The sequence below is a fragment of the Aquincola tertiaricarbonis genome (assembly GCF_023573145.1).
In the GTDB taxonomy this organism is placed as follows: domain Bacteria; phylum Pseudomonadota; class Gammaproteobacteria; order Burkholderiales; family Burkholderiaceae_C; genus Aquincola; species Aquincola tertiaricarbonis_B.
On sequence record NZ_CP097635.1, the window covers coordinates 1,409,485 to 1,434,808 of the forward strand.

The 25,324-nt window shown below is 70.0% G+C and carries 21 protein-coding genes and 1 pseudogene; 15 read left to right on the forward strand and 7 right to left on the reverse strand.

Annotation, left to right across the window (positions count from 1 at the left end):
- The 3 genes from MW290_RS06510 to MW290_RS06520 all read right to left on the reverse strand — a co-directional run bounded on the left by MW290_RS06510 (position 1) and on the right by MW290_RS06520 (position 2,769).
- On the reverse strand, positions 1 to 549 hold the full coding sequence (locus tag MW290_RS06510; protein WP_250196443.1) for a TspO/MBR family protein: 549 nt from the start codon (positions 547 to 549) through the stop codon (positions 1 to 3).
- 116 nt (positions 550 to 665) lie between these two features.
- A complete protein-coding gene (locus MW290_RS06515; RefSeq protein ID WP_250196444.1) occupies positions 666 to 1,562 on the reverse strand; it encodes an Abi family protein in 897 nt (298 codons plus the stop codon).
- A gap of 124 nt (positions 1,563 to 1,686) precedes the next feature.
- A complete protein-coding gene (locus tag MW290_RS06520) occupies positions 1,687 to 2,769 on the reverse strand; it encodes a LacI family DNA-binding transcriptional regulator (protein ID WP_250196445.1) in 1,083 nt (360 codons plus the stop codon).
- Between the two features lie 80 nt (positions 2,770 to 2,849).
- Here MW290_RS06520 and araD point away from each other — a divergent pair, with 80 nt between their 5' ends.
- The 9 genes from araD (at position 2,850) to MW290_RS06565 (ending at position 12,702) form a co-directional block, all read left to right on the forward strand.
- Positions 2,850 to 4,592, forward strand: a complete 1,743-nt coding sequence (gene araD, locus MW290_RS06525) for an L-arabinonate dehydratase (RefSeq protein ID WP_250196446.1) — start codon at positions 2,850 to 2,852, stop codon at positions 4,590 to 4,592.
- 76 nt (positions 4,593 to 4,668) lie between these two features.
- A complete protein-coding gene (locus tag MW290_RS06530) occupies positions 4,669 to 5,463 on the forward strand; it encodes an HpcH/HpaI aldolase family protein (protein ID WP_250196447.1) in 795 nt (264 codons plus the stop codon).
- Positions 5,463 to 6,530, forward strand: a complete 1,068-nt coding sequence (locus tag MW290_RS06535) for an ABC transporter ATP-binding protein (RefSeq protein WP_250196448.1) — start codon at positions 5,463 to 5,465, stop codon at positions 6,528 to 6,530. Before MW290_RS06530 ends, MW290_RS06535 begins: the two co-directional genes overlap by 1 nt.
- 26 nt (positions 6,531 to 6,556) lie before the next feature.
- Positions 6,557 to 7,825, forward strand: coding sequence for an ABC transporter substrate-binding protein (locus MW290_RS06540; protein ID WP_250196449.1), 1,269 nt, complete (start codon positions 6,557 to 6,559; stop codon positions 7,823 to 7,825).
- 32 nt (positions 7,826 to 7,857) lie between these two features.
- Positions 7,858 to 8,748, forward strand: a complete 891-nt coding sequence (locus MW290_RS06545) for a carbohydrate ABC transporter permease (RefSeq protein ID WP_250196450.1) — start codon at positions 7,858 to 7,860, stop codon at positions 8,746 to 8,748.
- Positions 8,745 to 9,584: a carbohydrate ABC transporter permease gene (locus tag MW290_RS06550; protein ID WP_250196451.1), complete on the forward strand. Its 840-nt coding sequence runs from the start codon at positions 8,745 to 8,747 to the stop codon at positions 9,582 to 9,584. Before MW290_RS06545 ends, MW290_RS06550 begins: the two co-directional genes overlap by 4 nt.
- Positions 9,585 to 9,623: 39 nt before the next feature.
- Positions 9,624 to 10,754, forward strand: coding sequence for a porin (locus MW290_RS06555; protein ID WP_250196452.1), 1,131 nt, complete (start codon positions 9,624 to 9,626; stop codon positions 10,752 to 10,754).
- A gap of 27 nt (positions 10,755 to 10,781) precedes the next feature.
- The gene (locus MW290_RS06560) at positions 10,782 to 11,912 is read left to right on the forward strand and encodes a Gfo/Idh/MocA family protein (protein ID WP_250196453.1); all 1,131 of its coding nucleotides are present in this window, start codon (positions 10,782 to 10,784) and stop codon (positions 11,910 to 11,912) included.
- A gap of 1 nt (position 11,913) precedes the next feature.
- Complete coding sequence (locus MW290_RS06565; protein ID WP_250196454.1) at positions 11,914 to 12,702, forward strand: SDR family NAD(P)-dependent oxidoreductase; 789 nt, start codon at positions 11,914 to 11,916, stop codon at positions 12,700 to 12,702.
- On the opposite strand, the gene MW290_RS06570 is transcribed toward MW290_RS06565, so the two are convergent.
- Positions 12,695 to 13,627, reverse strand: a complete 933-nt coding sequence (locus tag MW290_RS06570; protein ID WP_250196455.1) for a LysR substrate-binding domain-containing protein — start codon at positions 13,625 to 13,627, stop codon at positions 12,695 to 12,697. The two genes, MW290_RS06565 and MW290_RS06570, sit on opposite strands and share 8 nt — an antisense overlap.
- An 83-nt stretch (positions 13,628 to 13,710) precedes the next feature.
- Here MW290_RS06570 and MW290_RS06575 point away from each other — a divergent pair, with 83 nt between their 5' ends.
- Both MW290_RS06575 and MW290_RS06580 read left to right on the forward strand, forming a co-directional pair.
- Positions 13,711 to 14,760 carry a Bug family tripartite tricarboxylate transporter substrate binding protein gene (locus MW290_RS06575; RefSeq protein WP_250196456.1) on the forward strand — a complete coding sequence of 350 codons (1,050 nt, stop codon included), beginning with the start codon at positions 13,711 to 13,713 and terminating at the stop codon, positions 14,758 to 14,760.
- Between the two features lie 5 nt (positions 14,761 to 14,765).
- Positions 14,766 to 15,638: an N-formylglutamate amidohydrolase gene (locus MW290_RS06580; RefSeq protein ID WP_250196457.1), complete on the forward strand. Its 873-nt coding sequence runs from the start codon at positions 14,766 to 14,768 to the stop codon at positions 15,636 to 15,638.
- Between the two features lie 6 nt (positions 15,639 to 15,644).
- On the opposite strand, the pseudogene MW290_RS06585 reads toward MW290_RS06580, so the two are convergent.
- A pseudogene (locus MW290_RS06585) lies at positions 15,645 to 16,036 on the reverse strand (VOC family protein).
- Between the two features lie 63 nt (positions 16,037 to 16,099).
- Here MW290_RS06585 and MW290_RS06590 point away from each other — a divergent pair.
- The 3 genes from MW290_RS06590 (at position 16,100) to MW290_RS06605 (ending at position 22,373) form a co-directional block, all read left to right on the forward strand.
- Positions 16,100 to 18,016, forward strand: a complete 1,917-nt coding sequence (locus MW290_RS06590) for a B12-binding domain-containing radical SAM protein (RefSeq protein WP_250196458.1) — start codon at positions 16,100 to 16,102, stop codon at positions 18,014 to 18,016.
- Between the two features lie 217 nt (positions 18,017 to 18,233).
- On the forward strand, positions 18,234 to 19,775 hold the full coding sequence (locus MW290_RS33110; RefSeq protein ID WP_310740106.1) for a methyl-accepting chemotaxis protein: 1,542 nt from the start codon (positions 18,234 to 18,236) through the stop codon (positions 19,773 to 19,775).
- A gap of 24 nt (positions 19,776 to 19,799) precedes the next feature.
- Entirely contained in the window at positions 19,800 to 22,373 is a 2,574-nt protein-coding gene (locus MW290_RS06605) for a 2-oxoglutarate dehydrogenase E1 component (protein ID WP_250196459.1), read from the forward strand.
- On the opposite strand, the gene MW290_RS06610 is transcribed toward MW290_RS06605, so the two are convergent.
- Positions 22,366 to 23,949, reverse strand: coding sequence for a YfaP family protein (locus MW290_RS06610; protein WP_250196460.1), 1,584 nt, complete (start codon positions 23,947 to 23,949; stop codon positions 22,366 to 22,368). The genes MW290_RS06605 and MW290_RS06610 overlap by 8 nt on opposite strands.
- A gap of 206 nt (positions 23,950 to 24,155) precedes the next feature.
- On the opposite strand from MW290_RS06610, the gene MW290_RS06615 reads away from it, so the two are divergent.
- Positions 24,156 to 24,674, forward strand: a complete 519-nt coding sequence (locus tag MW290_RS06615) for a VOC family protein (protein WP_250196461.1) — start codon at positions 24,156 to 24,158, stop codon at positions 24,672 to 24,674.
- 21 nt (positions 24,675 to 24,695) lie between these two features.
- Here MW290_RS06615 and MW290_RS06620 read toward each other — a convergent pair whose 3' ends face one another.
- Positions 24,696 to 25,313, reverse strand: a complete 618-nt coding sequence (locus tag MW290_RS06620; protein ID WP_250196462.1) for a TetR/AcrR family transcriptional regulator — start codon at positions 25,311 to 25,313, stop codon at positions 24,696 to 24,698.
- Positions 25,314 to 25,324 lie beyond the last annotated feature (11 nt).

Below are 25,324 nucleotides of genomic sequence, written 5' to 3' on the forward strand. Positions count from 1 at the left end.
TCAATGCCACCAGGCGGCCAGGCCCAGCGCGGTGGCAAAGCCGATCCACACGATGGACGGGACCAGCCAGCGGGCGGCCGGCGCACTGGCGCGCTGCACGCGGCGGGTGGTCAGCAGCACCAGGGCCAACGAGGCGACGTTGGCCACCGCGGACAGGCCGGTCTCGAAGCCCAGCGTCAGCACCGGGTAGGCCAGCCCCCAGGCCATCAACGCCACCACCCAGCGGGCGGCGCGGCGGCCAACGGCACCGGCCTGCCACACACGCCAGCGGGCGTAGCCCCACATCGGGAAGATCAGCGCCCACATCAGGCCGACGAACCAGCCCGGTGGCGCCAGCCGCAGGCTGCTGAACGCGGGGTCGGCGCCGGCGGTGCCGGTGGCGAACAGCAGGCCGTTGCCCACCAGCACCAGCAGCAGCGGCACGCCCATGCTCCACCAGCGCGCGGCGCGGGTCGGGCGGTTCCAGGGCGCCAGCGGCTCGGCAAGGTCCTGCCCGCGGCGCATCGGACGCATCGGAGGCAGGGAGGGACGGGTGGCGGTGGTGGTCATGGTGGTGGCAGCCTTTGCGCGACTATCTCCGGCACGCGGCATGCCGGCCGTCGGCGCCAAACGCAACCAGTTGTAGGACGGGCGGCAGCCGCGAGTGTGAGAGCGCGGGCTGGCGTCTACCAGCCTGGCTGTGCCGTCCATCCCCCGGGAAATCCGAGTTCGGCCGGCTCGACGTCCGGGTACCGCTGGAAGATGGCCATCAACTCCGCCTTCCAACGATGCGGCAGACCCGTTTGGACGAGGAGGAAGTGCACCACGGTCGCGGCTGCATAGAACGACTTTTGATCCGCGAACCTGATGCCGGCAGATTTGTAGTTGGCAGGAGCCACTCCCAGCCGCACCCTCAGCAATTGTCCGTGGTGCGCCGCCACATTGCGGACCACGGTCAGGGTGTGGATCCACGACTGGAAGACCTCCACTTGATCCACGCCGAAGCGTTTGGAGATGGCCTTCTTGTCCTGCGCGTCGCGCAGGATGGCGTAGGTGCGTGACCACAATCCGAAGGTCACGCACTCACTGATGGACCAGCTTGGCGGCAGGTACGGATCGTCGTGTCGGTTGAAGTAGTGCGCGACGAACCGCTTGCCCTCAGCGCGACGCACCTCCTCTTCGATCTTGCGGATCAACTGGCCAACGCCCCAGTCGCGCGTGGGCTTGAAGATGGCCGTGTTCAAGAACCAGTGCGGTGAATGCCGCAAGCTCAGGTAGTTCGCCATGACCGAGCGGATGGCCACCTCCAGCCGATCAATCGCTTCGATGGTGGCCGCCCTCAACTCGCGGTCCAGCTCGCAGCGCGCTGCAATCTGCTCGAAGGAGTAGCCGGCGGGGAACCGCTTGGTGGCCGGATCGACCACATGGAACCAGTAGCCCTTGAGGCGGTAGCCGCCGACACCGCGCAGGCAGGCCAGTGCCTTTGGCTCGGTGGCAGGCAATACGACGAGGCCCCGGTCCTTCAGCTTCTGCAGCAACTGCTCAGGGGTCGCGGCGACTTTGGTGAAAGGAACTTTGGCCAAGAATCTGTCGGTTGGAACAACTTCCGCCCAAAGAAAACCCGCCTTTTGCACGTCTGCCGTGAAGCAGAACCCTGACCGAGATCAGGACGTGTGGCGGGTGTGTTGCGAGCGATTGTACGGCGATTCAACCAACTGGCCCCGTGCTGCCGCGGTCGATCAACTGCCAGGGCAGCTCGCAGCCACGCACCGGTTCTTCGGCGTCCAGCGCAGCCAGCAGGGCGCGGGCGGTGGCGCGGCCGATTTCCTCGCGCGGCGGGCGCACGGTGGACAGGCGGGGCCGCAGCTGGTTGCCGAGCGGAAAGTCGCCGAAGCCCACCACCGACAAGGCCTGCGGCACCGGCAGGCCGGTGGCCTGGGCTTCCAGCAGCAGGCCGCAGGCCAGCTGGTCGTTGGCCACGCCCACGGCGGTGATGCGGCCATGGTCGGCGCTGCGCAGCGGCCCCAGCATCGCGCGGCCGGCATCGAACACGTCGCCGGCATTGGCGCGGAACACGCGCACCTGCGCACCGGCCGCCTGCACCGCCTGCACGAAGCCTTCGCAGCGGTCGCCGGCGCGATAGTCTTCCGACACCGCGCTGGCCACGAAGGCCAGCGAGCGGTGGCCCTGGGCCAGCAGGTGCTCGGCCACCGCCCGGCCCACCGCGTGGTGGTCGAAGCCGATCTGCGGCAAGGCGGGCGCGCCGTCGCTGGCCGGGGCGGCGTGGCTGCAGTCCCAGATCTCCACCACCGGTGTGCCGGCCTGCTGGGCATCACGCAGCAACCGCAGCGCGCCGGGCGTGTGGTGGCGGCCGGTGACCACCAGCGCCGCCGGACCCCAGCCGGCCAACGCGCGCAGCTGCGCCTCTTCACGCTCGAGCGAATAGCCGGTGGGCATGAGCAGCAGTTCGTACTCGGTGTCGCGCAGGCCATCCACCAGGCCCTGGATGGACTCGCCGAAGATGGAATGGCCCACGTTGGGAATCAGCGCCGCCACCATGCGGGAGCGGCCGCTGGCCAGCTGGCCGGCCTGCAGGTTGCGCACATAACCGGTCTGCGCAATGGCGGCCTGGATGCGCTCGGCCGTCTCGGGCGCCACCAGGTGCGGCTCACGCAGATAGCGTGAGACGGTGATGCGCGTGACCTGCGCCACCGCCGCCACGTCGTGCAACGTCGGGCGGCCGTGGCCGCGGCGCGGGCGGCGTCCGTTCTCAGCCGTGGTTTCTTTCATCGCATCGGGTTTCCCTGGATGGCCGTGATTATGTTGCGCGCTTAATGTTACCGCTAACACGCGACACGGAATCCCGCCTCATGCCCCCACGGAAAACCCTGGCCGACCTGCGCAGCCGCCGCTGGTTCGCCGCCACCGACATGCGGGCCTTCGCACACCGGCAGCGCATGCAGCAGATGGGCCTGCGGCGCGAAGACGTGCTCGACCATCCCATCATCGCCATCGTCAACACCTGGAGCGACCTTTCGCCCTGCCATGCCCACCTGCGTGAGCGGGCCGAGTCGGTCAAGCGCGGCGTGCTGATGGCCGGCGGCATGCCCTTCGAGCTGCCCGCCATGAGCCTGGGCGAGGTGATGGTCAAGCCCACCACCATGCTGTACCGCAACTTCCTGGCGATGGAGGTGGAAGAGCTGCTGCGCTCGCTGCCCATCGACGGCGTGGTGCTGCTGGCCGGCTGCGACAAAACCACGCCCGCCACGGTGATGGGCGCCATCAGCGCCGGGCTGCCCACGCTGTTCTGCGCCGCCGGCCCGATGCTCAGCGACCGCTACCTGCAGCCCGGCCAGCCGCCACGCACCGTGGGCGCAGGCACCCACACCCGCATGTTCTGGGACGAGTACCAGGCCGGCCACATCAGCGAGCCCGAGTGGGTGAAGCTGGAGGCGCACATGACGCGCGCGCCCGGCACCTGCAACACCATGGGCACCGCGAGCACCATGACGGCCATCGTCGAGGCGCTGGGCCTGGCCCTGCCGGGCAGCACCGCCATTCCGGCGATGGACGCCGGCCACACCCGCATGGCCACCAGCTGCGGCGAACGCATCGTGGGCCTGGTGTGGGAAGACCTCAAGCCCGCCGACCTGCTGACACCTGGCGCCTTCCGCAACGCGGCGGTGGTGCAGATGGCGCTGGGCGGCTCCACCAACGCGGCAGTGCACCTGCTGGCCATGGCCCGCCGTGCCGGCGTGGCATTGACGCTGGACGACCTGGACGCCATCGCGCGCCAGGTGCCGGTGCTGGCCAACCTCTTTCCCAGTGGCGACCGCTTGATGGAGGACTTCCATTACGCGGGCGGCCTGCCGGCCTTGATGGACCGGGTGCGCGCGCACCTGTCGCTGGGCGAGATGACGGTGACCGGCCGCACGCTGGGCGAGAACATCGACGGCCGCCACAGCCTGGACGACGAGACCATCCGCCCGCTGGACCGCCCGGTGAGCGCCGACGGCGCACTGGCCGTGGTACGCGGCAACCTGGCGCCCGACGGCGCGGTGATGAAGGTGAGCGCCGCCAGCCCGCAGCTGCTGTGCCATGAAGGCCGTGCGCTGGTGTTCGATTCACCGGCGGAGATGGTGGCGCAGTGCAACGACCCCGCGCTGGACTGCGACGAGACCACGGTGATGGTGCTGCGCTACGCCGGTCCGGTGGGCGCGCCCGGCATGCCCGAATGGGGCGGCCTGCCCATCCCCAAGAAGCTGCTGGCCCGCGGCGTGCGCGACATGGTGCGCATCTCGGACGCACGCATGAGCGGCACCCACTACGGCAGCTGCGTGCTGCACGTGAGCCCCGAGGCCGCCGTGGGCGGGCCGCTGGCGCTGGTGCGCACCGGCGACCGCATCCGCCTCGACGTGCCCGCCCGCTCGCTGCAGCTGCTGGTGCCCGACGAAGAACTGGCCCAACGCCGCGCCGCCTGGCAGCCACCGCCGCCGGCGGCCACCCGGGGCTACACCCGGCTGTACCAGCAGCATGTGACGCAGGCCCATGAAGGCTGCGACTTCGACTTCCTGCAAGGCCCCGGCCCTAACCCGGAACCGGCCATCTTCTAAGCACGAAATCCGCAGCAACGGCGGATAAAACCGCATATCTGCCATCGCCCCAGCACTTCTACCATCCGCCGCCCTGATGAACGCCTTTCAAGAACTGCTGCAACAACCGGCCAGCCCGCCTGCGCTGGGTACCTGGATCATGTCGGCCAGCCCGCTGGTGGCCGAGGCGATGGGCCATGCCGGCTTCGGCTGGGCGGTGATCGACATGGAGCACACGCCGCTGGACCAGATGGAGCTGATCCATCTGCTGCAGGCCGTGGCCGGCACGCCGATGCGGCCGGTGGTGCGCGTGCCCTGGAACGACCCGGTGACCATCAAGCGCGTGCTGGACGCCGGCGCCACCACGCTGCTGGTGCCCTTCGTGCAAAACGCCGAAGAAGCGCGCGACGCGGTGGCCGCCACCCGCTACCCGCCCGAGGGCCGACGCGGCATGGCCGGCATGAGCCGGGCCTCGCGCTTTGGCACCGCGCCCGACTACCTGCGCACCGCCAACCAGGGCCTCTGCGTCATCGTGCAGCTGGAAACCGCCGAGGCCATCGGCCAGCTGGAAGCCATTGCGGCGGTGCCGGGCGTGGACGCCCTTTTCATCGGCCCGGGCGACCTGTCGGCCACCATGGGCCATGTGGCCCAGCTCACCCACCCGGCGGTGCTGGAGATCACTGCCCAGGCGGTGCAGCGCGCCAAGGCCGTGGGCAAGCCCATCGGCACCGTGGGCGGCACGGTGGAGGTGGTGCAGCGCTACCGCGCGATGGGCTTCGACTTCACGGCCATCGCTTCCGACCTGGGGCTGCTGATGCGCAGCGCCCAGGCCGCCATCGGCGCACTGGGGCAGCCGCCCGCCGAGGGCAGCACCGTGAGCGGAGGCTACTGATGGCTGCGGTGGAACTGCGTGGCGTGCACAAGAGCTATGACGGCAAGGTGCCCGTCATCCACGGCATCGACCTCGAGATCAAGCAGGGTGAGTTCTGCGTCTTCGTCGGCCCTTCGGGCTGCGGCAAAAGCACGCTGCTGCGCATGATCGCGGGGCTGGAGAGCATCACCGGCGGTGAGGTGCGCATCGGCGGCGAGGTGGTCAACCACAAGCCGCCGCGGGCGCGCGACATCGCGATGGTGTTCCAGGACTATGCGCTGTACCCGCACAAGAGCCTGTACGACAACATGGCCTTCGGCCTGCGGCTGCGCAAGACGCCCGAAGACGAGATCAAGCGCCGCGTGGGCGAAGCCGCACGGCTGCTGCGCATCGACCACCTGCTGGACCGCAAGCCCGCCGCCTTGTCGGGCGGCCAGCGCCAGCGGGTGGCCATCGGCCGCGCCATCGTGCGCCAGCCCGAGGTGTTTTTGTTCGACGAGCCGCTGTCGAACCTGGACGCGCAGCTGCGCCATGAGATGCGCACCGAGATCAAGCGCCTGCACCAGCGGCTGGGCGCCACCATGATCTACGTGACGCACGACCAGGTGGAGGCAATGACCCTGGCCGACCGCATCGCGGTGCTGAGCGCCGGCCGCAAGATGCAGTACGACACGCCCGACACCGTCTACAACCGGCCGGCGGCGCTGTTCGTGGCCGGCTTCACCGGCGCACCGCCGATGAACCTGGTGAGCGCCCAGCTGGCCGATGGCCATGCCGACCTGGGCGAGGGCCTGCGGCTGCGCCTGCCCGCCCCGCTGGACCGCCACAGCGGCCGGCTGACGCTGGGCGTGCGGCCCGAAAACCTGCGCCTGGCGCCGCAGCCGGGCGACCTGGCGCTGCCGGCCACCGTCTCGCTGCTGGAGCCGCTGGGCGCCGAGACCCTGGTCACCGCCCGCCTGGGCGGGGTGGACATGGTGGCGCGGCTGCCGGCGCAGTTCCGCGAGGCGCCGGGCACCCGCTTCACGCTGCATGCACAGCCGGCCCACCTGCACCTGTTCGACCCCGAGACCGGCGCCGCAAGGGTCTAGGGCCCCATCACGAGGAGAAGACCATCATGAAGAAGCCCCACACCCTGGCCGGCACCCTGCTGGCCGCCCTGCTGCTGGCCGGCACCGCACCCCATGCACTGGCCGACACCAAGCTGCGCGCCTTTGCCGGCGGCTCGGGCCAGCGGCCCGACCTGATGCGCAAGCTGTTCGACCAGTACCAGCAGCGCAACCCCGGCGTCACCATCGAGGTGGAGACCGGCGGCGCCACCTCCGAGCTGCAGCGCCAGTACCTGGGCACCGTGCTCAATGCCAAGGACACGTCGATCGACCTCTTCATGATCGACATCGTGAACCCGGCCCAGTACGCGGGCGCCAACTGGGTGGAGCCGCTGAACGCCTACGTGGGCGAACCGGCCGTGGCCCTGAAGCCTTACCTGCCCGCCTATGCGCAGGCCAACGTGATCGACGGCAAGGTGGCCGCGATGCCGGCCTTCGCCGACGCGATGTTCATGTACTACCGCAAGGACTTGCTGGACAAGCACAAGATCAGCGAGCCCAAGACCTGGGACGAGCTGGCCGCGGCCGCGAAGAAGATCCAGCAGGCCGAGAGCGATGCCAACCTGCAGGGCCTGTCCATCCAGGGCGCGCCCATCGAAGGCGCGGTGTGCACCTTCCTGCTGCCCTACTGGAGCCAGGGCAAGGAGCTCAACGATGCCTCGGGTCGCCTGACGCTGGACAAGGACGCCGCGGTCAAGGGCATCAACCAGTGGCTGAGCATGGTGGACCAGGGCGTGATCAAGAAGAACGTGGCCGAGGTGAAGACGCCCGACACGGTCAACGAGTTCAAGGCCGGCCAGGTGGTGTTCGCCATCAACTGGGGCTTTGCCTGGGACCGCTTCAACAGCGACAAGGACAGCAAGGTGTCGGGCAAGGTGGGCGTGATGCCGCTGCCGGCCGTGGCGGGCGGCAAGAGCGCCACCTGCCTGGGCGGCTGGCAGTGGTCGGTCAGCGCCTTCAGCAAGAACAAGGCGGAAGCGGCCAAGCTGGTGAAGTTCCTGGCCAGCCCCGAGGCCAGCAAGTTCCTGGCGGCCGAAGGCAGCCTGCTGCCCACCTCGCTGGCGGTGTATCAAGACGCCGACGTGCTCAAGGCCGTGCCCTGGTTCAAGGACGCAGGCGCCGTGGTGGCCGCCGGCCGCAGCCGGCCGCTGTCGCGCGACTACGGCCAGGTGAGCGACGTGATCCGCACCTCGGTGAGCGCCGCGCTGGCCCGCACCAAGAAGCCGGAAGAAGCCGTCGCCGAGATCGAGAGCCGCCTGCGCCGCGTGATGCGCTGAGCCGCCGCGCCTTCGCTGCCCCACCCGCCCCCATGAACGCCCTGGACCGCCTGCGCGATCCCAGCGACCGCACGCTCGCCGTGCTGATGCTGGCGCCCGCTTTCCTGCTGCTGGCGCTGATCGTCGTCTACCCGATCGGCCGCCTGCTGTGGAACAGCTTCTTCGACCTGCGGCTGTCGGGCGGCGGCGAGGCCCGCTTCATCGGCTTCGAGAACTACCTGCTGGTGCTCACCGACAAGGACTTCTGGAACGCCACGCGCAACACCGTGCTGATCACGCTGATCACCGTGCCCGGCGCGCTGGTGGTGGGGCTGGCGCTGGCCCTGCTGGCCAACCTGCCCTTTCGCCGGCAGTGGCCGGTGCGGCTGGCGCTGCTGCTGCCCTGGGCGCTGCCGCTGGCCTTTGCCGGCCTCATCTTCGCGTGGTTCTTCCACTCGGAATATGGCGTGGTCAACGACCTGGCGCGGCGACTGGGCGGCAGCGCGCCACGCATGTGGCTGCTGGAGCCGGCGTTCGCCTTTGCGGCCATCTGCCTGACCATCATCTGGAAGACCAGCAGCTTCATGGCGCTGATCCTGCTGGCCGGCCTGCAGATGATCCCGAAGTCGCTGTATGAAGCGGCCGAGGTCGACGGCGCCAGCCGCTGGCAGCAGTTCTGGCAGATCACGATCCCGATGCTGATGCCTTCCATCATCGTGGCGCTGATCTTCCGCACCATCACCGCGCTGCAGACCTTCGACATCCCCTACACCATGACCAAGGGCGGCCCGGGCAACGCCACCGAGACGCTGGCCATGCTGATCCACAAGACCACGATCGACTACCTGGACGTGGGCTATGGCTCCACGCTGGCGGTGTTCATGTTCCTGCTGTCGCTGGTGGTCACCGGCTTTTACCTGCGCCGCATCGGGAGAAATGCATGAGGCAGCCCGACAACCTGTTCAGCGCGCGGGCGCTGCGGCTCATCGCCGCAGCCATCGTGGTGGTCAACGGCTTCTTCCCGGCGGTGTGGATCCTGCTCACCTCGCTCAAGACCGAGGCCGAGCTGGTGCGCAAGCCCATCACCTGGCTGCCGCACGAACTGGTGCTGAACAACTACGTGCAGGCCTTCACCGACCAGCCGCTGCTCAAGTACCTGGGCAACAGCCTGGTAGTGGCACTGGTGTCCACCGCGGTGTCGCTGGTGGTGGCGGCGCTGGCGGCCTATGCGATCGCGCGGCTCAACCTGCGCCACCGGCAGCTGGTGCTCACCTGCATCGTGGCTTCCAGCATGTTCCCGCTGGTCACGCTGCTGGTGCCCATCTTCGAGACGATGCGCCACCTCTCGCTGCTCAACACCTATACCGCGCTGGTGCTGCCCTACACCGTGCTCAGCCTGCCTGTGTGCACGCTGGTGCTGGTGAGCTTCTTCCAGAGCATTCCCAAGGACCTGGAGAACGCCGCGATGATCGACGGCTGCACCCGGCTGGGCGCGCTGTGGCGCGTGGTGGTGCCGCTGGCCGCGCCCGGCGTGTTCACCGCCGGCATCCTGGCCTTCGTCAATGCCTGGGACGAATTCCTGCTCGCGCTGTCGCTCAACGCCAGCGCTTCCATGCGCACCCTGCCCGTCGGCATCTCGCTCTACCAGGGCGAATTCACCTTCCCGTGGCCGGTGATCTCGGCCGCGCTGGTGGTGGCCATCGTGCCCATTGCAGTGCTGATCGCACTGTTCCAGGAACGCGTGGTGGGCGGGTTGACGCAAGGCGGCCTCAAGGGGTGAGGAGGCCGGGATGAACACACACACAACCGGAGAATGTGGATGAAGAAGACGACGATCACGCTGCTGGCCATCGCGGCCACGGCCGCGGCCCCGGCCGCGATGGCGCAAAGCACGGTCACGGTGTTCGGCCGTGTGGACGTGGGCCTGCAGCACATCGACAACGGCAGCAAGACCACCCGCGTGGACAGCGGCACCTACACCGCCTCGCGCCTGGGCTTTCGGGGCACCGAAGACCTGGGCGGCGGCCTGCAGGCCCTCTTTTTCCTGGAGTCGGGCATCAGCGCCGACACTGGCAATGCGGCAGGCGGCACGCGCTTCTTCAACCGTGGCGCCTACGTGGGGCTGAGCAGCAAGGACTGGGGCACCGTGACCCTGGGCCGGCAGTACACGCCCATCTTCTGGCCCTTCCTGTTCGCCGACGATGCCGGCCCGCTGCGGCTGCACGGCTACAGCGCGGTGCAGTCCGTCCAGCGCAGCAACTTCCTGCGCGTGAACAGCGCGGCGCTGCAAAAGCCGGTGGCCAACGGCACCATCGGCTCGGCCGCGTCGGGCATCTATTCGGTGGGCATCTCGTCGGCCTTCGAGAACAACCAGGTGATCTACAAGACGCCTTCGTTCGGCGGCCTCACGGTCACCGGCGCCGTGGGCGCGGGTGAAGGCTATGGCGACGCCGGCAAGGTGTACGGTGCCAATGCCGAATACAGGTCGGGCCCGCTGTACCTGGGCGCCGGCTACACGCAAAAACGTGGCGTGGTGGCCGCCACCGGCCGTGAGCAGAAGGTGACCGAAACCCTGGTGGGCGGCATGTATTCGGTGACCCCCGAGCTCAACCTGTGGGCCAACGTGCACCCCTGGAAGTACGAGGCCGGCACCGCCAGCGGCGGCAGCATCGACGGGCACGACTACATGGTGGGCATCTCCTTCAAGCTGCCCACCGGCCAGCTGTGGGCGAACTACGCGGCCAAGCGCATCGACGACTGCAATGCCTGCGATTCCAGCGGCTTCGGCATCGGCTACCACCACCTGCTGAGCAAGCGCACCGAGCTCTACGCCTCGCTGGGCCGGGTGGCCAACGACGACAACGCGGCCAACTCGCTCAACGGCGTCAATCCCATCCGCGCAGGCCAGTCGGTGCGTGGCATCGGCGTGGGCATCGCCCACCAGTTCTGAAGCAACCCCACGGTGTTGGAAGTGAGCATGGAACCCCTTCTTCGTTACGGCATCATCGGCTGCGGCAGCATGGGCCGCGAGCACATCGAGAACCTGCGCGCCCTGCCGGGCACCCAGGTCACCGCCATCGCCGACGTGGACGCCGGCAGCCGCGAGAAGGCCCAGGCCCTGCTGCCCGACACCGTGCAGGTATTTACCACCCCGCAGGCGCTGCTGGACAGCGGCGCCTGCGACGCGGTGGTGATCGCCACGCCCAACCACACGCATGCCGGCATCCTGCGCGCGGCGCTGGCCACCGACCTGCACATCCTGGCCGAGAAGCCGCTGGTCACCACCATCGAAGACGGCCTGGCCCTGCTGGCACTGGAACGCCAGCGTGTGGCCGAAGGTGCCAGGCGGGTGGTGTGGGTGGCCCAGGAATACCGCTACATGCCGCCGGTGGCCGAGATGATCCGCCTGGTGCATGCCGGTGGCGCCGGCACGCTGCACCAGGTGGCCATCCGCGAGCACCGCGAACCCTTCTACCCCAAGGTGGGTGACTGGAACCGCTTCTCGGGCAACACCGGCGGCACGCTGGTCGAGAAGTGCTGCCACTACTTCAACCTGATGGACCTCATCCTGCAGGAGCGGCCGACGCGGGTGTTCGCTTCCGGCGGCCAGCGGGTGAACCACCTGGACGAACGCTACGAAGGCCGCACGCCCGACATCCTGGACAGCGCCTACGTGATCGTGGAGTACCCCAGCGGCGCCCGCGCGATGCTGGACCTGTGTATGTTCGCCGAGAACTCCGTGGACAACGAGCACATCGTGGTGGTGGGCGACCAAGCCCGCTATGAGACGCTGCTGCCCTCGCTCACGCTGCGCTGCGGCCGGCGTGAAGACTGGGGCCGGCGCGAGGCCTGGGGCCAGCCTTCGGGCACCGGCCAGGGCGTGTCGGTGCGCCGCGTGTGGGACACCAACATCCGCTACCCGGGCCAGCATTTCGGCGCCTCGTACATCGAGCACCAGCACTTCCTGGCCGCCATCCGCAACGGCACGCCGCCCGAGATCACACTGGAAGAAGGACTGCGCAGCGTGGCCACCGGGCTGGCGGCCCACCGCAGCATCGCCACCGGCCTGCCGGTGGCCGTGGCCGACCTGCTGCCAGCAGTGCTGTGACATGAGCCGCCCCTACACCCTCTACCCCTCGCTGCGCGACCGCGTGGTGTTCATCAGCGGCGGCAGCTCGGGCATCGGCGCCGAGCTGGTGCGGGCCTTCGCCGCGCAGGGCGCGGTGGTGGCCTTCTGCGGCACGCGGCCCGGCGGCGGCGATGCGCTGGTTGACGAGCTGCGACAGGCCGGCCATGCCGCGCCGCACTACCGCGTGTGCGACGTGCGCGACGTGGCGGCCTACCAGGCCGTGCTGCATGAGCTGATCGCCGAGCTGGGCCCCATCCGCGTGCTGGTCAACAACGCCGGCCGCGACGACCGCCATGCGATGGAGGAGGTGACGCCCGAGCTGTGGGACGACCGGCTGGCGCTCAACCTCAAGCACTACTTCTTCGCCATCCAGGCCTGCGCACCGGCCATGGCCGAGGCCGGCGGCGGCGCGGTGGTGAACATGGGCTCGGTGAGCTGGATGCGCGGCCGGCCACGGCTCGCGGGCTACACCACAGCCAAGGCCGGCATCCTGGGCCTCACGCGCACGCTGGCGCGCGAGCTGGGTGAGCGCCACATCCGCGTCAATGCACTGGTGCCCGGCGCCATCGTCACCGAACGCCAGACCACGCTGCACCGCGACGCCGCGGCCGACCAGGCCTTCCTGGACGCGCAATGCCTGAAGATCCGCCTGGACCCCGGACACGTGGCCCGCGCCACCCTGTTCCTGGCCGCTGACGACAGCGACGGCATGACCGGTCAGCATGTGCTGGTGGATGCGGGCATCGCGCAGCAGTCGGTGATCACCTGATCGGGGCGGGCCCTTCCAGCGGCCGCGCCCTGTCCTGCGCCGCTTCCCCCAGCAGCCATTCGCGAAAGGCCACCAGCGCGGGCCGGTCGGCCTGGGCGGGCAGGCAGCACAGGTAGTAGCCGCGGGGCAGCGCCACCGGCAGGTCGAAGGGCACGGCCAGGCGGCCGCTGGCCACTTCCGCGCGCACCAGGCAGCGCTGCACCAGGGCCACGCCCATGTCGGCCAGCGCGGCCTGCACCAGGATCGAGACTTGGTCGAAGGCGGTGGCCACCACCGGCTCCACGCCCGGCACGCCCACCGCGGCGAACCATTGCGCCCAGTTGTCGGGCGAGCTGGTGTGGCCCAGCAAGGGCTCGGCCGCCAGCGCGTCCGGCGTGGCCCAGCGCCGCGCGGCCAGCCGCTGCGGATGGCACACCGGCACCACTTCATGGCCGATCACGTCGTCCACCTGCCACTGCGGCCACTGGGCCGGGCCCAGGCCGGTGAGCAGGGCGGCATCGGGCGCGGCCGGGCCGCTGAAGTCCTCCTCCTTGCGGTAGGGCACGAAACGCAGCCGCAGCTGCGGATGGCGCAGCTGGAAGCGGGCCAGCCGCGGCACCAGCCACACGCTGGCCAGCGTGGGCACCACGGCCAGCGCCAGCGTGGGTGCGGCTGCCGACTGCAGCAGGCCGGCACTGGCCCGCTCGATCTGCGCCAGCGGCGCCTCCACCTGCTGCAACAGGCTGCGGCCGGCTTCGGTAAGCACCAGGCCTGCCGCCTGCCGCAACAGCAGCGGCTGGCCGAAGTGCTGTTCCAGCCGTGCCACCGCACGGCTGATGGCGCCCTGGGTGACGCACAGCTGCTCGGCCGCGCGCGTGAAGCTGCCGCTGCGCGCGGTGGCCACGAAGGCGTGCAGCTCGGACATCGATGGAGATTGCAGCCGCATGGCAGGCGGTATGAACAAAGGTAATGCGCGAGTGCCGGATTGTCGTTTGTGCCCCGGGGTGGCTTCACCCAGACTGCGCGGCCATGACGACCGCCCCCTTGCCCACCCCTTGCCTGGCGACCGACTCGCCGGCCGACACGGCCCAGACCACCGGCCGCCGCCAGCTGCTGCGCAGCGCCTTCGCGCTGGGTGTCGCCGGCCTGCTGGCGCCGGCCGCGTGGGCCCAGGGCAGCTACCCCGAGCGCACGATCAAGCTGGTGGTGCCGTTCGCGCCCAGTGGCAGCACCGACATGGCGGCACGGCTGATCGCCGAGTACGCCGGCCAGGAGCTGGGCCAGACCATCGTGGTGGAGAACCGCGCCGGCGCCGGCGGCTCGTTGGGCATGGAGCAGGTGGCCAAGAGCAAGGCCGACGGCTACACGCTGGGCATGGCGTCGATGAGCACGCACGGCTCCAACCCCGCGGTGTTCGGCAGCCGCCTGAAGTACGACCCCATCAAGGACTTTGCGCCGGTGACCAACGTGGCCACGGTGCCCAGCGTGTTCGCGGTCAACCCCAAGGTGCCGGCGCGCACCATGCAGGAATTCATCGCGCTGGCCAAGGCCGAGCCGGGCAAGTACGCCTTCGCTTCGCCGGGCACCGGTTCGCTGGGGCACGCCAACATCGAGCACTTCGCTTCGCTGGCCAAGGTGCAGCTGCTGCACGTGCCCTACAAGGGCGCCGGCCTGGCGATGACCGATGCGGTGGCCGGCCAGGTGGACGCCATCACCGACAACCTGCCCTCGGCGCTGCCCCACATCAAGGCGGGCCGGCTGCGCGCGCTGGCGGTGCTGAGCGAAAAGCGCTCGCCGATGCTGCCCGACGTGCCCACCTACGGTGAGCTGGGCTTTCCGCAGATGGGAGGTGGCGGCTGGTTCGGCATCGTGGCGCCGGCAGGCACGCCGCAGCTGGTGATCGCGCGGCTGAATGCCGCCATCCACAAGGCCATGCAGCACCCCGAGTTCATCCGCAAGATGGACGAGTCGGGCGCCACGCTGATCCCCGGCACGCCGGCCGAGTTCGCCCAGCAGATCCGCGTCGCCATCGAGCGCTACGACCGCGTGGGCAAGGTGGCGCGCATCCGGGCGGATTGAGCCATATGCGCACACCCTTCCAGACCCCCTTTCACCTGCAGCTGCCTCGCACGCCGGCCATCGCGCTGGTGTGCGACTCGCCGCACAGCGGCACCGACTACCCGGAAGACTTTCGCGCCGCGGTGCCGATGCACCTGCTGCGACGTGGCGAAGACACCCACGTGGACCGGCTGTGGGCAGCGGTGCCCGAGGTGGGCGGCACGCTGCTGGCGGCACACTTTCCGCGCACCTACATCGATGTGAACCGCACGCTGGACGACCTGGACCCGGCGCTGATGGACGGGCCCTGGCCCACGCCGCTGCAGCCCGGGCCCAAGACGCGGCTGGGTTATGGCCTGGTGTGGCGCAACGTCAATGCCACCACGCCCATCTACGACCGCCAGTTGTCTGTACAAGAGGTGCAGCAGCGCATCGAGCGCTGCTACCAGCCCTACCACGCGGCACTGGCCGGCGCCATCGACGATGCGCTGCTGCGCTTCGGCCGCGTGTGGCACCTGAACCTGCATTCCATGCCCGACGACGCCTACCAGCGCCTGGGCATCCGCAGCCCGCATCCGCTGGCCGACTTCGTGCTGGGCGACCGTGATGGCAGCACCTGCAGCGGCGAGTTCGTGGCCCTGGTGGAAGCCGAGCTGCGCGCGCGCGGCTACACGGTGGCCCGCAACGACCCCTACAAGGGCGTGGGCCTGATCGCCAAGATCGGCCAGCCCGCGCTGGGCCGGCACAGCCTGCAGATCGAGCTGCGCCGGCCGGTGTACATGAACGAGGCCACCCGCGAGCCCACCGCCAACTTCGGCGTGGTGCAGGCGGACCTGGCGCAGGTGCTGTCGGCGATTGCCCGCTACATCGGCGCGCAGACGGCGGCGCCGTCGGCCTGACCCACCTCAGCCAACAGGCGGTGCGTGGCACACCGCCTCGATGTTGTGGCCATCGGGGCCAGCACGAAGGCGCCGTAGTAGTTCGGGTGGTAGTGCGGCCGCAGGCCCGGTGCGCCGTTGTCGCGGCCGCCGGCCGCCAGGGCCGCACGGTGGAACGCGTCCACCGTCTGCCGATCGGCCACCCGAAAGGCCACATGCACCGGCGGCTGGTTGGGCGTGCCGCGGCTGATCCAGAACTCGGGCTTGGGCGGCTCGCCGAAGCCGGCCACGTCGGTGTGGCCGGTGACCTCGGCCGACAGCTCCACCAGCTGCTCGAAGCCCAGCGGCCGAAGCGCCTCGCGGTAGAAGGCCTGGCTGCGCGCGAAGTCGCTGACGATGACGCCGGTGTGATCGATCATGGCAGTGGGTGCGAAGGGAATTGGACCGTTCGCGGACAATGTAGCGCCCCCTGCCCCCCTTGCATGTCCAGCCCCGCCCCGTTCCGCGTGCTGTCGGTCATCCCCCCGATGACGCAGCTCAACACGCCCTACCCCTCCACCGCCTACCTCACGGGCTTCCTGCGCTCGCGCGGGTTCGACGCGGTGCAGGAAGACCTGGCGCTGGCCCTGGTGCTGGACCTGCTGTCGCCCGCCGGCCTGGCCGCCGTGCTTGAGCGGGCCGAGGCGGTGCCCGAGGCGCGGCGCAGCCCGCAGGTGGCGCACTTCGTGGCCGAGGCGGACCGTTACCTGGCCACCATCGGCCCCACCATCCGCTTCTTGCAGGGGCACGACGCAACGCTGGCCCACCGCATCGCCACCCGGCGCTGGCTGCCCGAAGGCGCACGCTTCCGCGCGCTGGACGTGTATGTGGACGACGACGGCGGTGACCCGCTGGCCTGGGCCTTCGGCGCGCTGGGTCTGCAAGACCGGGCGCGCCACCTGGCCACGCTGTACCTGAACGACCTGGCCGACGTGCTGCGCGACGCCATCGACCCGCGCTTCGAGTTCGTGCGCTATGCCGAACAGCTGGCCGCCAGCCAGCCCAGCTTCGACCCGCTGGCCGCCGCCTTGGCCGCGCCGCACAACCTGGTGGACGAGCGCCTGTGCGCCTTGGCCCTGCGGGCGGTGGAGCGCCACCAGCCCCGGCTGCTGCTGCTGTCGGTGCCCTTTCCCGGCGCGATGTATGCGGCGCTGCGCATCGCGCAGGCGGTGAAGGCAGCGCATCCGCAGTTGGCCATCGCGCTGGGCGGCGGCTTCGTCAACACCGAGCTGCGCGAGCTGGCCGAGCCGCGCCTGTTCGACTTCGTCGACTACGTGACGCTGGACGCGGGCGAGCGGCCGCTGCTGGCGCTGATCGACCACCTGCAGGGCCGTCGCTCGCGCCAGCGGCTGGTGCGCACCTTCGCGCGCGACGAGGCCAGCGGCGCAGTGCGCTGGCTGCACATGCCCGAGCCCGACGTGCCCTTCGACGAGGTGGGCACGCCCACCTGGGACGGCCTGCCGCTGGACAAGTACCTGTCGCTGCTGGACATGCTCAACCCGATGAACCGGTTGTGGAGCGACGGCCGCTGGAACAAGCTGACGGTGGCCCATGGCTGCTACTGGAAGAAGTGCAGCTTCTGCGACGTGAGCCTGGACTACATCGCCCGCTACGAGCAGGCCAGCGCCAAGACGCTGGTGGACCGCATCGAGGCCATCGTGCAGGAAACGGGGCAGACGGGCTTCCACTTCGTGGACGAAGCCGCCCCGCCCAAGGCCTTGTGGGGACTGGCCGACGAGCTGCAGCGCCGCAACCTGGACATCTCGTGGTGGGGCAACGTGCGCTTCGAGAAGACCTTCACCCCCGAGCTGTGCGAGGCCCTGGCCGCCAGCGGCTGCGTGGCGATTTCGGGCGGGCTGGAAGTGGCCTCGGACCGGCTGCTCAAGCTGATGAAGAAGGGCGTGTCGGTGGAGCAGGTGGCGCGGGTGACGCGCGCCTTCAGCGAGGCCGGCATCCTGGTGCATGCGTACCTGATGTACGGCTTTCCAACGCAGACGGTGCAGGACACGGTGGATGCGCTGGAGTACGTGCGCCAGCTGTTCGAGCAGGGCTGCATCCAGAGCGGCTTCTTCCACCGCTTTGCCTGCACCGTGCACAGCCCGGTGGGCCAGGACCCCGAGGCCTACGGGGTGCAGCTGCAGCCGCTGCCGCCGGGGACGTTCGCCAAGAACGACGTGGCCTTCATCGACCCCACCGGCACCGACCACGACGCGATGGGCCGGGCGCTGAAGAAGGCCATCTACAACTTCATGCACGGCATCGGCCTGGAAGCCGACGCGCGCAGCTGGTTCGACGTGCGGGTGCCCAAGCCCACCGTCTCGCGCCACCGCATCGCGCGGGCGCTGCAGCAGCCGGCCTGAGCGGCGCCACGCCGCCAAGCATGAAAACCGGGCCGCGGCCCGGATAACCCCTGTGCAGTTTTACCGCCAGCGCCCTTCTGCGGCTGGCCAAATTGTTACTGCGGCCGTGTCGACGGCGCTGTTTCAAATTCACCAAGGGGAATTTGTATCTAAAGCTCAATTTCCCGGGATGGGGGCCGAAACACGTCGCTTCCCAATCCCTAGCAGGTTGTCTGCAATGTCCTTTGCGAATTTGAAGATCGGCACCCGCCTGGCGCTGGCCTTTGCGGTGGTGATTGCGCTTTTGCTTGCTATCGTCACCTTCAGCGCCGCGGGACTGGACCGCGTGGCCCACACGATGGACCGCGTAGTAAGTGATCGCTACGCTCAGATCGCTCTCAGCAACACGATCAAGTCCATGGGCGACAAGGGCGTGATCACCATCGGCCGCGTGCTGCTGGCTTCTGACGAACAGCAGCTCAAAAAACACCTGGAAGAATATTCTGCAATTCGTTCCGCCAATGCAGAAAATCTTAAGAAGTTTGAATCTCTGCTGCACTCGGATGAAACCCGAGCCATCTTCGAAGAGCAGACCAAAGCCCGCAAGGAATATGGTGCGGTTGTTGCCAAAGTATTCGATCTGATGAAATCGGGCCAGCGCGAGCAAGCGATGGCCGTTTACCAGAACGACATGCCCGAGCCGCAGAAAAAATACTATGCGCTGATCGACAAGATGGTGGCGCACCAGGCCGACAGCATGGCCGCCGACGTGGTGCAGGCCAAGGACAGCGCCCGCACCGCCAAGATCCAGATGCTGGTCGCTTCGCTGGTGGCGGTGCTGCTGGGCGCTGTCACCGCCTGGGCCATCACACGCTCGGTCACGCGGCCCATCCAGGGCGCGATCGAACTGGCCGAGGCCGTGGCTGCCGGCAACCTGACCTACCGTGCGCAGCACAGCGGGCGCGACGAGGTGGGCCGCCTGATGGCCGCGCTGCAGCACATGGTGCAAAGCCTGCACGGCATCGTCTCGCAGGTGCGCGGCGGGGCCGACACCATCACCAGCGCCGCCGCCGAGGTGTCGCAGGGCAACCTCGACCTGTCGGCCCGCACCGAGCAGCAGGCCAGCGCGCTGCAGGAAACCGCCGCCGCGATGGAGCAGCTGACCGCCGCGGTGAAGATCAGCGCCGCCAGCGCCGACGAAGCCAGCAAGTCGGCCGTCTCGGCCTCGCAGATCGCCATCCAGGGCGGCGAGGTGGTGGAGCGCGTGGTCGGCTCCATGGTCTCCATCGCCGGCTCGTCCAAGCGCATCGTCGAGATCATCGACGTGATCGACGGCATCGCCTTCCAGACCAACATCCTGGCCTTGAACGCGGCGGTGGAAGCCGCCCGAGCCGGTGAGCAGGGCCGCGGCTTTGCCGTGGTGGCCGGCGAGGTGCGCAGCCTGGCCCAGCGCAGCGCGGTGGCGGCCAAGGAGATCAAGTCGCTGATCGACGCCTCGGTGAGCCAGGTGGACGAAGGCAGCAAGATGGTGGAGCAGGCCGGCGCCACGATGAGCGAGGTGGTGGCCAGCATCGGCCGCGTGCGCGACATCGTGGCCGAGATCAGCGCGGCCAGCCGTGAGCAGAGCATCGGCATCGAGCAGGTGAGCACCGCGGTGCAGCAGATGGACGACAGCACGCAGCAGAACGCCGCGATGGTGGAGCAGAGCACCGCCTCGGCGCGGGCGATGAAGGACCAGGCCCAGCAGCTCACCGGCGTGGTGAGCGCCTTCGCCCTGTAAACCGCGTTGCCAGGAGGACTCCCCATGAATCCGTTGCACGACGATGCAACCCTGCCTGCGCGCGCGGCGCAGCGGCATCTGCCGCCGGCCGTACAGGCCTTCATCGATGCGCACCGCCAGCAGGGCTACCGCCATGCCGCGCTCGACCCGCTGGGCGAAGCCCGGCCACTGGCGCTGCAGCGGCTGGCGCCAGCGTGCTTCGGCCTGACCGCCGGTGACGCGGTGCACACCGATGGCAGCGACTGGCGTGGCGCCCGCCAGGTGCAGGCGCTGGACGCCGCGCTCAAGGCCGCCTACTGCAGCAGCCTGGTGCTGGACGCCTCGGCGGTGCGTGACGAGGTGCGCTGCCGCTGGCTGTATGCGCAGATGGAAACCCGTTTCGCGTTGCCGCTGCCTGCCCGCACCGCGCTGCTGGACCGGCTGGTGGACGCCCAGGCCTGGGAGCAGCATGTGGCCGAGCATCACCCCGACGGCAAGCGCTTCTCGCTGGAAGGCTGCGAAGCCCTGCTGCCGCTGATGGACGCGCTGGTCGACGCCGCCGCCGCCCATGGCGTGGGCGAGACGTTCATCGGCATGCCGCACCGCGGCCGCGTGAACCTGCTGGTGAACCTGATGGGCGTGCCGGCCGCCGACCTGCTGGACCACTTCAGCCCCACGCCCGCCGACCCCGCCCGTCACACCGATCTGGTGTACCACCGCGGCGCCGCGCGCCGGCTGGCCACGCCTTCGGGCGAGGTGCTGCTGCGCCTGGCGCACAACCCTTCGCACCTGCAGAGCGTGTACCCGGTGGTGATGGGCATGACCCACGCCGCCATCGCCCGCGGCCGGTCGGCGATGGCCATCGCGCTGCATGGCGATGCCGCCTTCGCCGGCCAGGGCGTGGTGATGGAAACGCTGGCGCTGACGCACAAGCCCGGCTACTCGGTGGGCGGCACGGTGCACGTGGTCATCAACAATCAGGTGGGTTTCACCGAGCGCAACCCGATGGATGCGCAGCAGGCCCGCTACTGCACCGACCCCACGCGCGGCGTGGACGCGCCGGTGCTGCGGGTGAACGCCGACGCACCGGAAGAAGTGCTGCGCGCGGCGGCCATCGCCGTGGCCTACCGCCAGCGCTTTGGTACCGACGTGGTGATCGACCTCATCGGCTACCGCCGGCTGGGCCATTCGGAGCATGACGCCCCCAAGGTGACCCACCCGCTGGGCTACGCCCTCACCGCCCGCAAGCCGTCGGTGGTGGAGGTGTACGGCGCCGCGCTGGCGGCCACGCCGGGCCATGACGATGCCGGCATCACCGCCCACATCGCGGCCCGGCGGGCTGCCGTGCGTGCCGGCTGGGGTTTGCCGGCGCCGGCCAATGCCGAGGCGCCACCGGTGCAGCCGCCGCCCGAAGCACCCCGATGGCCCGCTGCCTTCGGCCGCACCGAGATGCAGGCCGCCATCTCTGCGATGACGCATTGGCCGGTGGGCTTCGTGCCGCACCCGGTGATCGAACAGCTGGTGCAGCACTGGCAGGCCTGCGCCGACGGCCGCCACACCCATGCTGACTGGTGCCTGGCCGAGAACCTGGCCTATGCCAGCCTGCTGCAGGCCGGCGTGGACGTGCGCGTCTCGGGCCTGGACGTGCAGCGCGGCACCTTCATGCACCGCCATGCGGTGTGGCACGACCAGGAACCGCAGCCCGGCCAGCCGGCGCAGTTCGTGCCGCTGCGGCAGCTGGGCGGGCCGGCCCGTTTCGACATCGTCAATTCGGTGCTGTCGGAAGAGGCGGTGCTGGGCTTCGAGTACGGCTACAGCGTGCAGGCCCCGCAATCCCTGACGGTGTGGGAGGCGCAGTTCGGCGACTTCGTCAACGGCGCGCAGGTCTACATCGACCAGTACATCGCCGCCGGCGAAGAGAAGTGGGGCTACCGCAGCCCGCTGACGCTGCTGCTGCCGCACGGCTATGAAGGCGTGGGCCCCGAGCACTCCAATGCGCACCTCGCCCGCTTCCTGCAGCTGTGCGGCGCGGGCAACCTGCGGGTGGCCTACCCCTCCACCGCCGGCCAGTTCTACAAGCTGCTGCGTGCGCAGGCCCTGGCCCCCGAAGCCAAGCCGCTGGTGGTGATGACGCCCAAGGCGGTGATGCTGGCCGATGCCGACTCGCACACGCCGGTGGCCGAACTGCTGGCCGGCGACTTCCAGCCGGTGCTGGGTGATGCCCACGTGGCGGCGCCGCAGGCGGTGCGCCGCGTGGTGCTGTGCAGCGGCAAGCTGCACCATGTGCTGCACCGGGCCCGCGTGGCCCAGGGCCGCACCGACGTGGCGCTGTTGCGGCTGGAGGCGCTGTACCCCTTCCCGGCGCAGGCGCTGAGCCAGGTGCTGGCGGCTTATCCGCAGGCCCGCAACGTGGTGTGGGCCCAGGAAGAGACGCCCAACCAAGGCGCCTGGCATTTCGTGCGCGACGACATCGCCGCGCAGTGCCCGCCGGGGGCCACGCTGGCCCTGGTGGCCCGGCCGGCCACCGGTGCGGGCGCCACCTCCTCGGCCGTGCTGCACCGCCAGCAGGAGCGCGAGCTGGTGGCACGCGCGCTGGGCCCGGCGGCCCAGGCTAGTTGACGGCGCAGAGCACCGGGTTGGCCACCGTCACCGGCGGTGGCTGGTCGGCCAGCCAGGTGTTCACCGGCACCAGGGTGACGGCGCAGTTGGCATCGACCACCAGGTCGAACACATGCCACCAGCCATTGCTGCCTTCACCGGCCGGCGGGGTGAACACGTTGAGCATGCCGCTGCGGCTCAGCTCCACCCGCACCGGCGAGCCGGTCATGCCGGGGTCGAAGGTGCCGGAGTAGTTGTGGACCGCGTAGCGGTAGGTGCCCTGCATCAGCCGCGTGATGGTCACCACCTCGGGGCCGAAGCTGTCGGTGTCGTCCACGTCCAGGTTGGCGTAGGGCTTAGCCGCCAGATCGCCCGGCGCCGAGAAATACACGTGCGAGCCATCGGGCGCCAGCAGGTGCGAGTCCACGTCCTCCGGCTTGGCGCCCCAGGTGAGCTTGACGTTGATGCCGGCGGTGGTGAAGGCCGTGACCAGGCAGTTGGGCAGCGTGGCATCGGCCGCGGTGGTGGCGGCTTCCACGCGCAGCGTGTTGGTCAGGCGGTCGCCGGTCAGCGCGGCCAGCGTCAGCACACCGCCCTTCTTGACGGGGATGATGAAGCTGCCGTCGGTGCCGGTGACAGCGCGCGAGCTGCCCGAGTAGTCGATGCCGTCGCTGGACACCTGGGCCCCGGCCACCGGCTGGTTGTTGGCATAACGCACGCAGCCGGTCAGGCGGATGGTCTCGGTCACCTGGTCGGCGTTCCAGGTGCTGAAGTGGCTGACGGTGCCTTCGTAATAGCGGTCGGCACCGGTGCCCTGCAGCGTGGCCGTGCCTTCCTGCACCCAGCGGCCGGTGCTGGTGTCCATGTAGAACAGCGGCACCGTGGCGGGCGGGTTGGGCGCCCGCGTGGCCAGCGGAATGCGCAGCGTGGCCGTGCGGTTGGGCGCCAGGTTGTAGGCGGCGCCCGCGGCGTCCCGGATGTCGATCTGCATCGCGCCGAAGCTCTCGATGGTCTGCGGCGCCTCGGCACTGCCGGCCGTGAAGTCGCCCGGCATCAGCGCGGCATTGAGCGCCGGGTTGATCGGCGTCACCGACACGGTGACGGTGGCGGCGGCGCCGCCGCCATCGCTGCGCACAAGACCAGCGGCCGGCAGGCGCACCAGCGCGGGCGTGCCGGGCACCGTCACGTCGGCACCGGCGGCCACCGTCACCGCGGCGCTCGCGGCCACCGGCAGCAGCTGGGCGGTCAGCGCGCTGGCCTGCCCCTCCTGCACGGCGGTGATGCGCACCGTGGGCGCAAAGCCGGGCGCCTCCACCCGCGCCACGCTGCGTGCACCCACCGGCGCCTGCAGCGTGAAGCTGCCGTCGGCGGCGGTGGTGGCGCGCACGCCGGCCACGTCCACCGTGGCGCCGGCCACCGCGCCGCCGTCGGCCGCGGACTGCACGCGGCCCGACACCGTGCCCAGCACCGCCGGTGGCGCGGGCGTGGTGCCGCTGCTGTCGTCGTCGCCGTCGCCATCACCGCCGAAGCAGCCGGCCAACACCGCACCGGCCAGGGCGCACAGCACCCACAGCCGCAGCCATCGCATCCATCTCATGTTCTCTCTCCTGCTGGTTGACTTCACCGGCCTCAGGGGCCGCGGTCGATTCTTCGCAGGGGGTAGTGGGGGCGTTTCCCCCTCCTTCGAGCGAATTACGCCCTGTGACAGGCTGTCATGAAGGGCGGCTGTCGAAAGCGGGGTCGCTGCTTCGTCGTGGGTGCAGAAGCCGACGCGCTTCCAACCGCCACTTCACGGAGAGCCCCATGACCGAGCACACCCCTGCCCAACGCCCTGCCGTCAACCCGGTGCCGCCCTGCAACGGCGCCATTCCATACCTGGTGGTGCGCGGCGCGGGCAACGCCATCGCCTACTACCAGCGGGCGCTGGGCGCGCAGCTGGTGTTCAAGCTCGACGCGCCCGACGGCAGCGTGATGCATGCCGAGATGAAGGTGGGCGAGGCCCGCTTCATGCTGTCGGAGGAGCGGCCCCAGTACGGCGCGCTGAGCCCGCTGTCACTGGGCGGCACCAGCACCACCGCGGTGGTGTACGTGCCCGACGTGGACGCCCAGGTGGCCGCTGCCGTGGCCGCCGGGGCCCGCATCGGCATGCCGGTGGCCGACCAGTTCTGGGGCGACCGCTCCGGCCAGTTCACCGACCCCTTCGGCCACCAGTGGATGCTGTCCACCCACATCGAAGACCCGACGCCCGAGCAGATGCACGAGCGGCTGCAGGCGATGTTCGCGCAGCAGCCACCGGAAGGCTGCACCGGCGCGGCTGCTTGAGCCTTCGCCTGAGCCTGCGCTTCAGCCGGCGCTGGCGGCGCGCCGCGCGGCCGGTGCGGTGACGCTGTCGTCCTGCGCCAGCAGCGCCTTGCGGGTGGCGGCCAGCACCGCGCGGCCCTGGGCGTTGTCGCCCAGCGCGCGGGCCAGCTGCAGGCCGCCCACCAGGGCGGCGGCGATGGCGGCGGCGCGCTCAGGCGGCTCGCCCTCGGGCAGCACCGCGCGCACGCTGTCGATGAAGCGCTGCACCCGCGCGGCCGACGCCTCGCGCACCTCGTCGGGCTGACGCGGCATCTCGGACAGCAACGCCGCCAGCGCGCAGCCCTGCTCGGCCTCGGCCAGGTGGGCATGGCTGAGGTACACCTCCACCAACGCCCGCAGCGGGCTGGCGCCGCGGGCACGGCGCCGGGCGGCATTGGCGGCCAACCGGGCCGCGCTCTGTTCGCCGGCGCGCTGGATGGCTTCGGCCAGCATCGCATCGCGCGAGCTGAAGTGGGCATAGAAACCACCGTGCGTCAGCCCCGCCTGCTTCATCAGGTCGGCCACGCCGGTGCCCTGGTAGCCGGTGCGGCGGATGGCACGCGACGCGGTGTCGAGGATGCGTTCGTGCGTGGCCTCGCGGCGTTCGGTCTTGGCATTCATATGACAAGGAT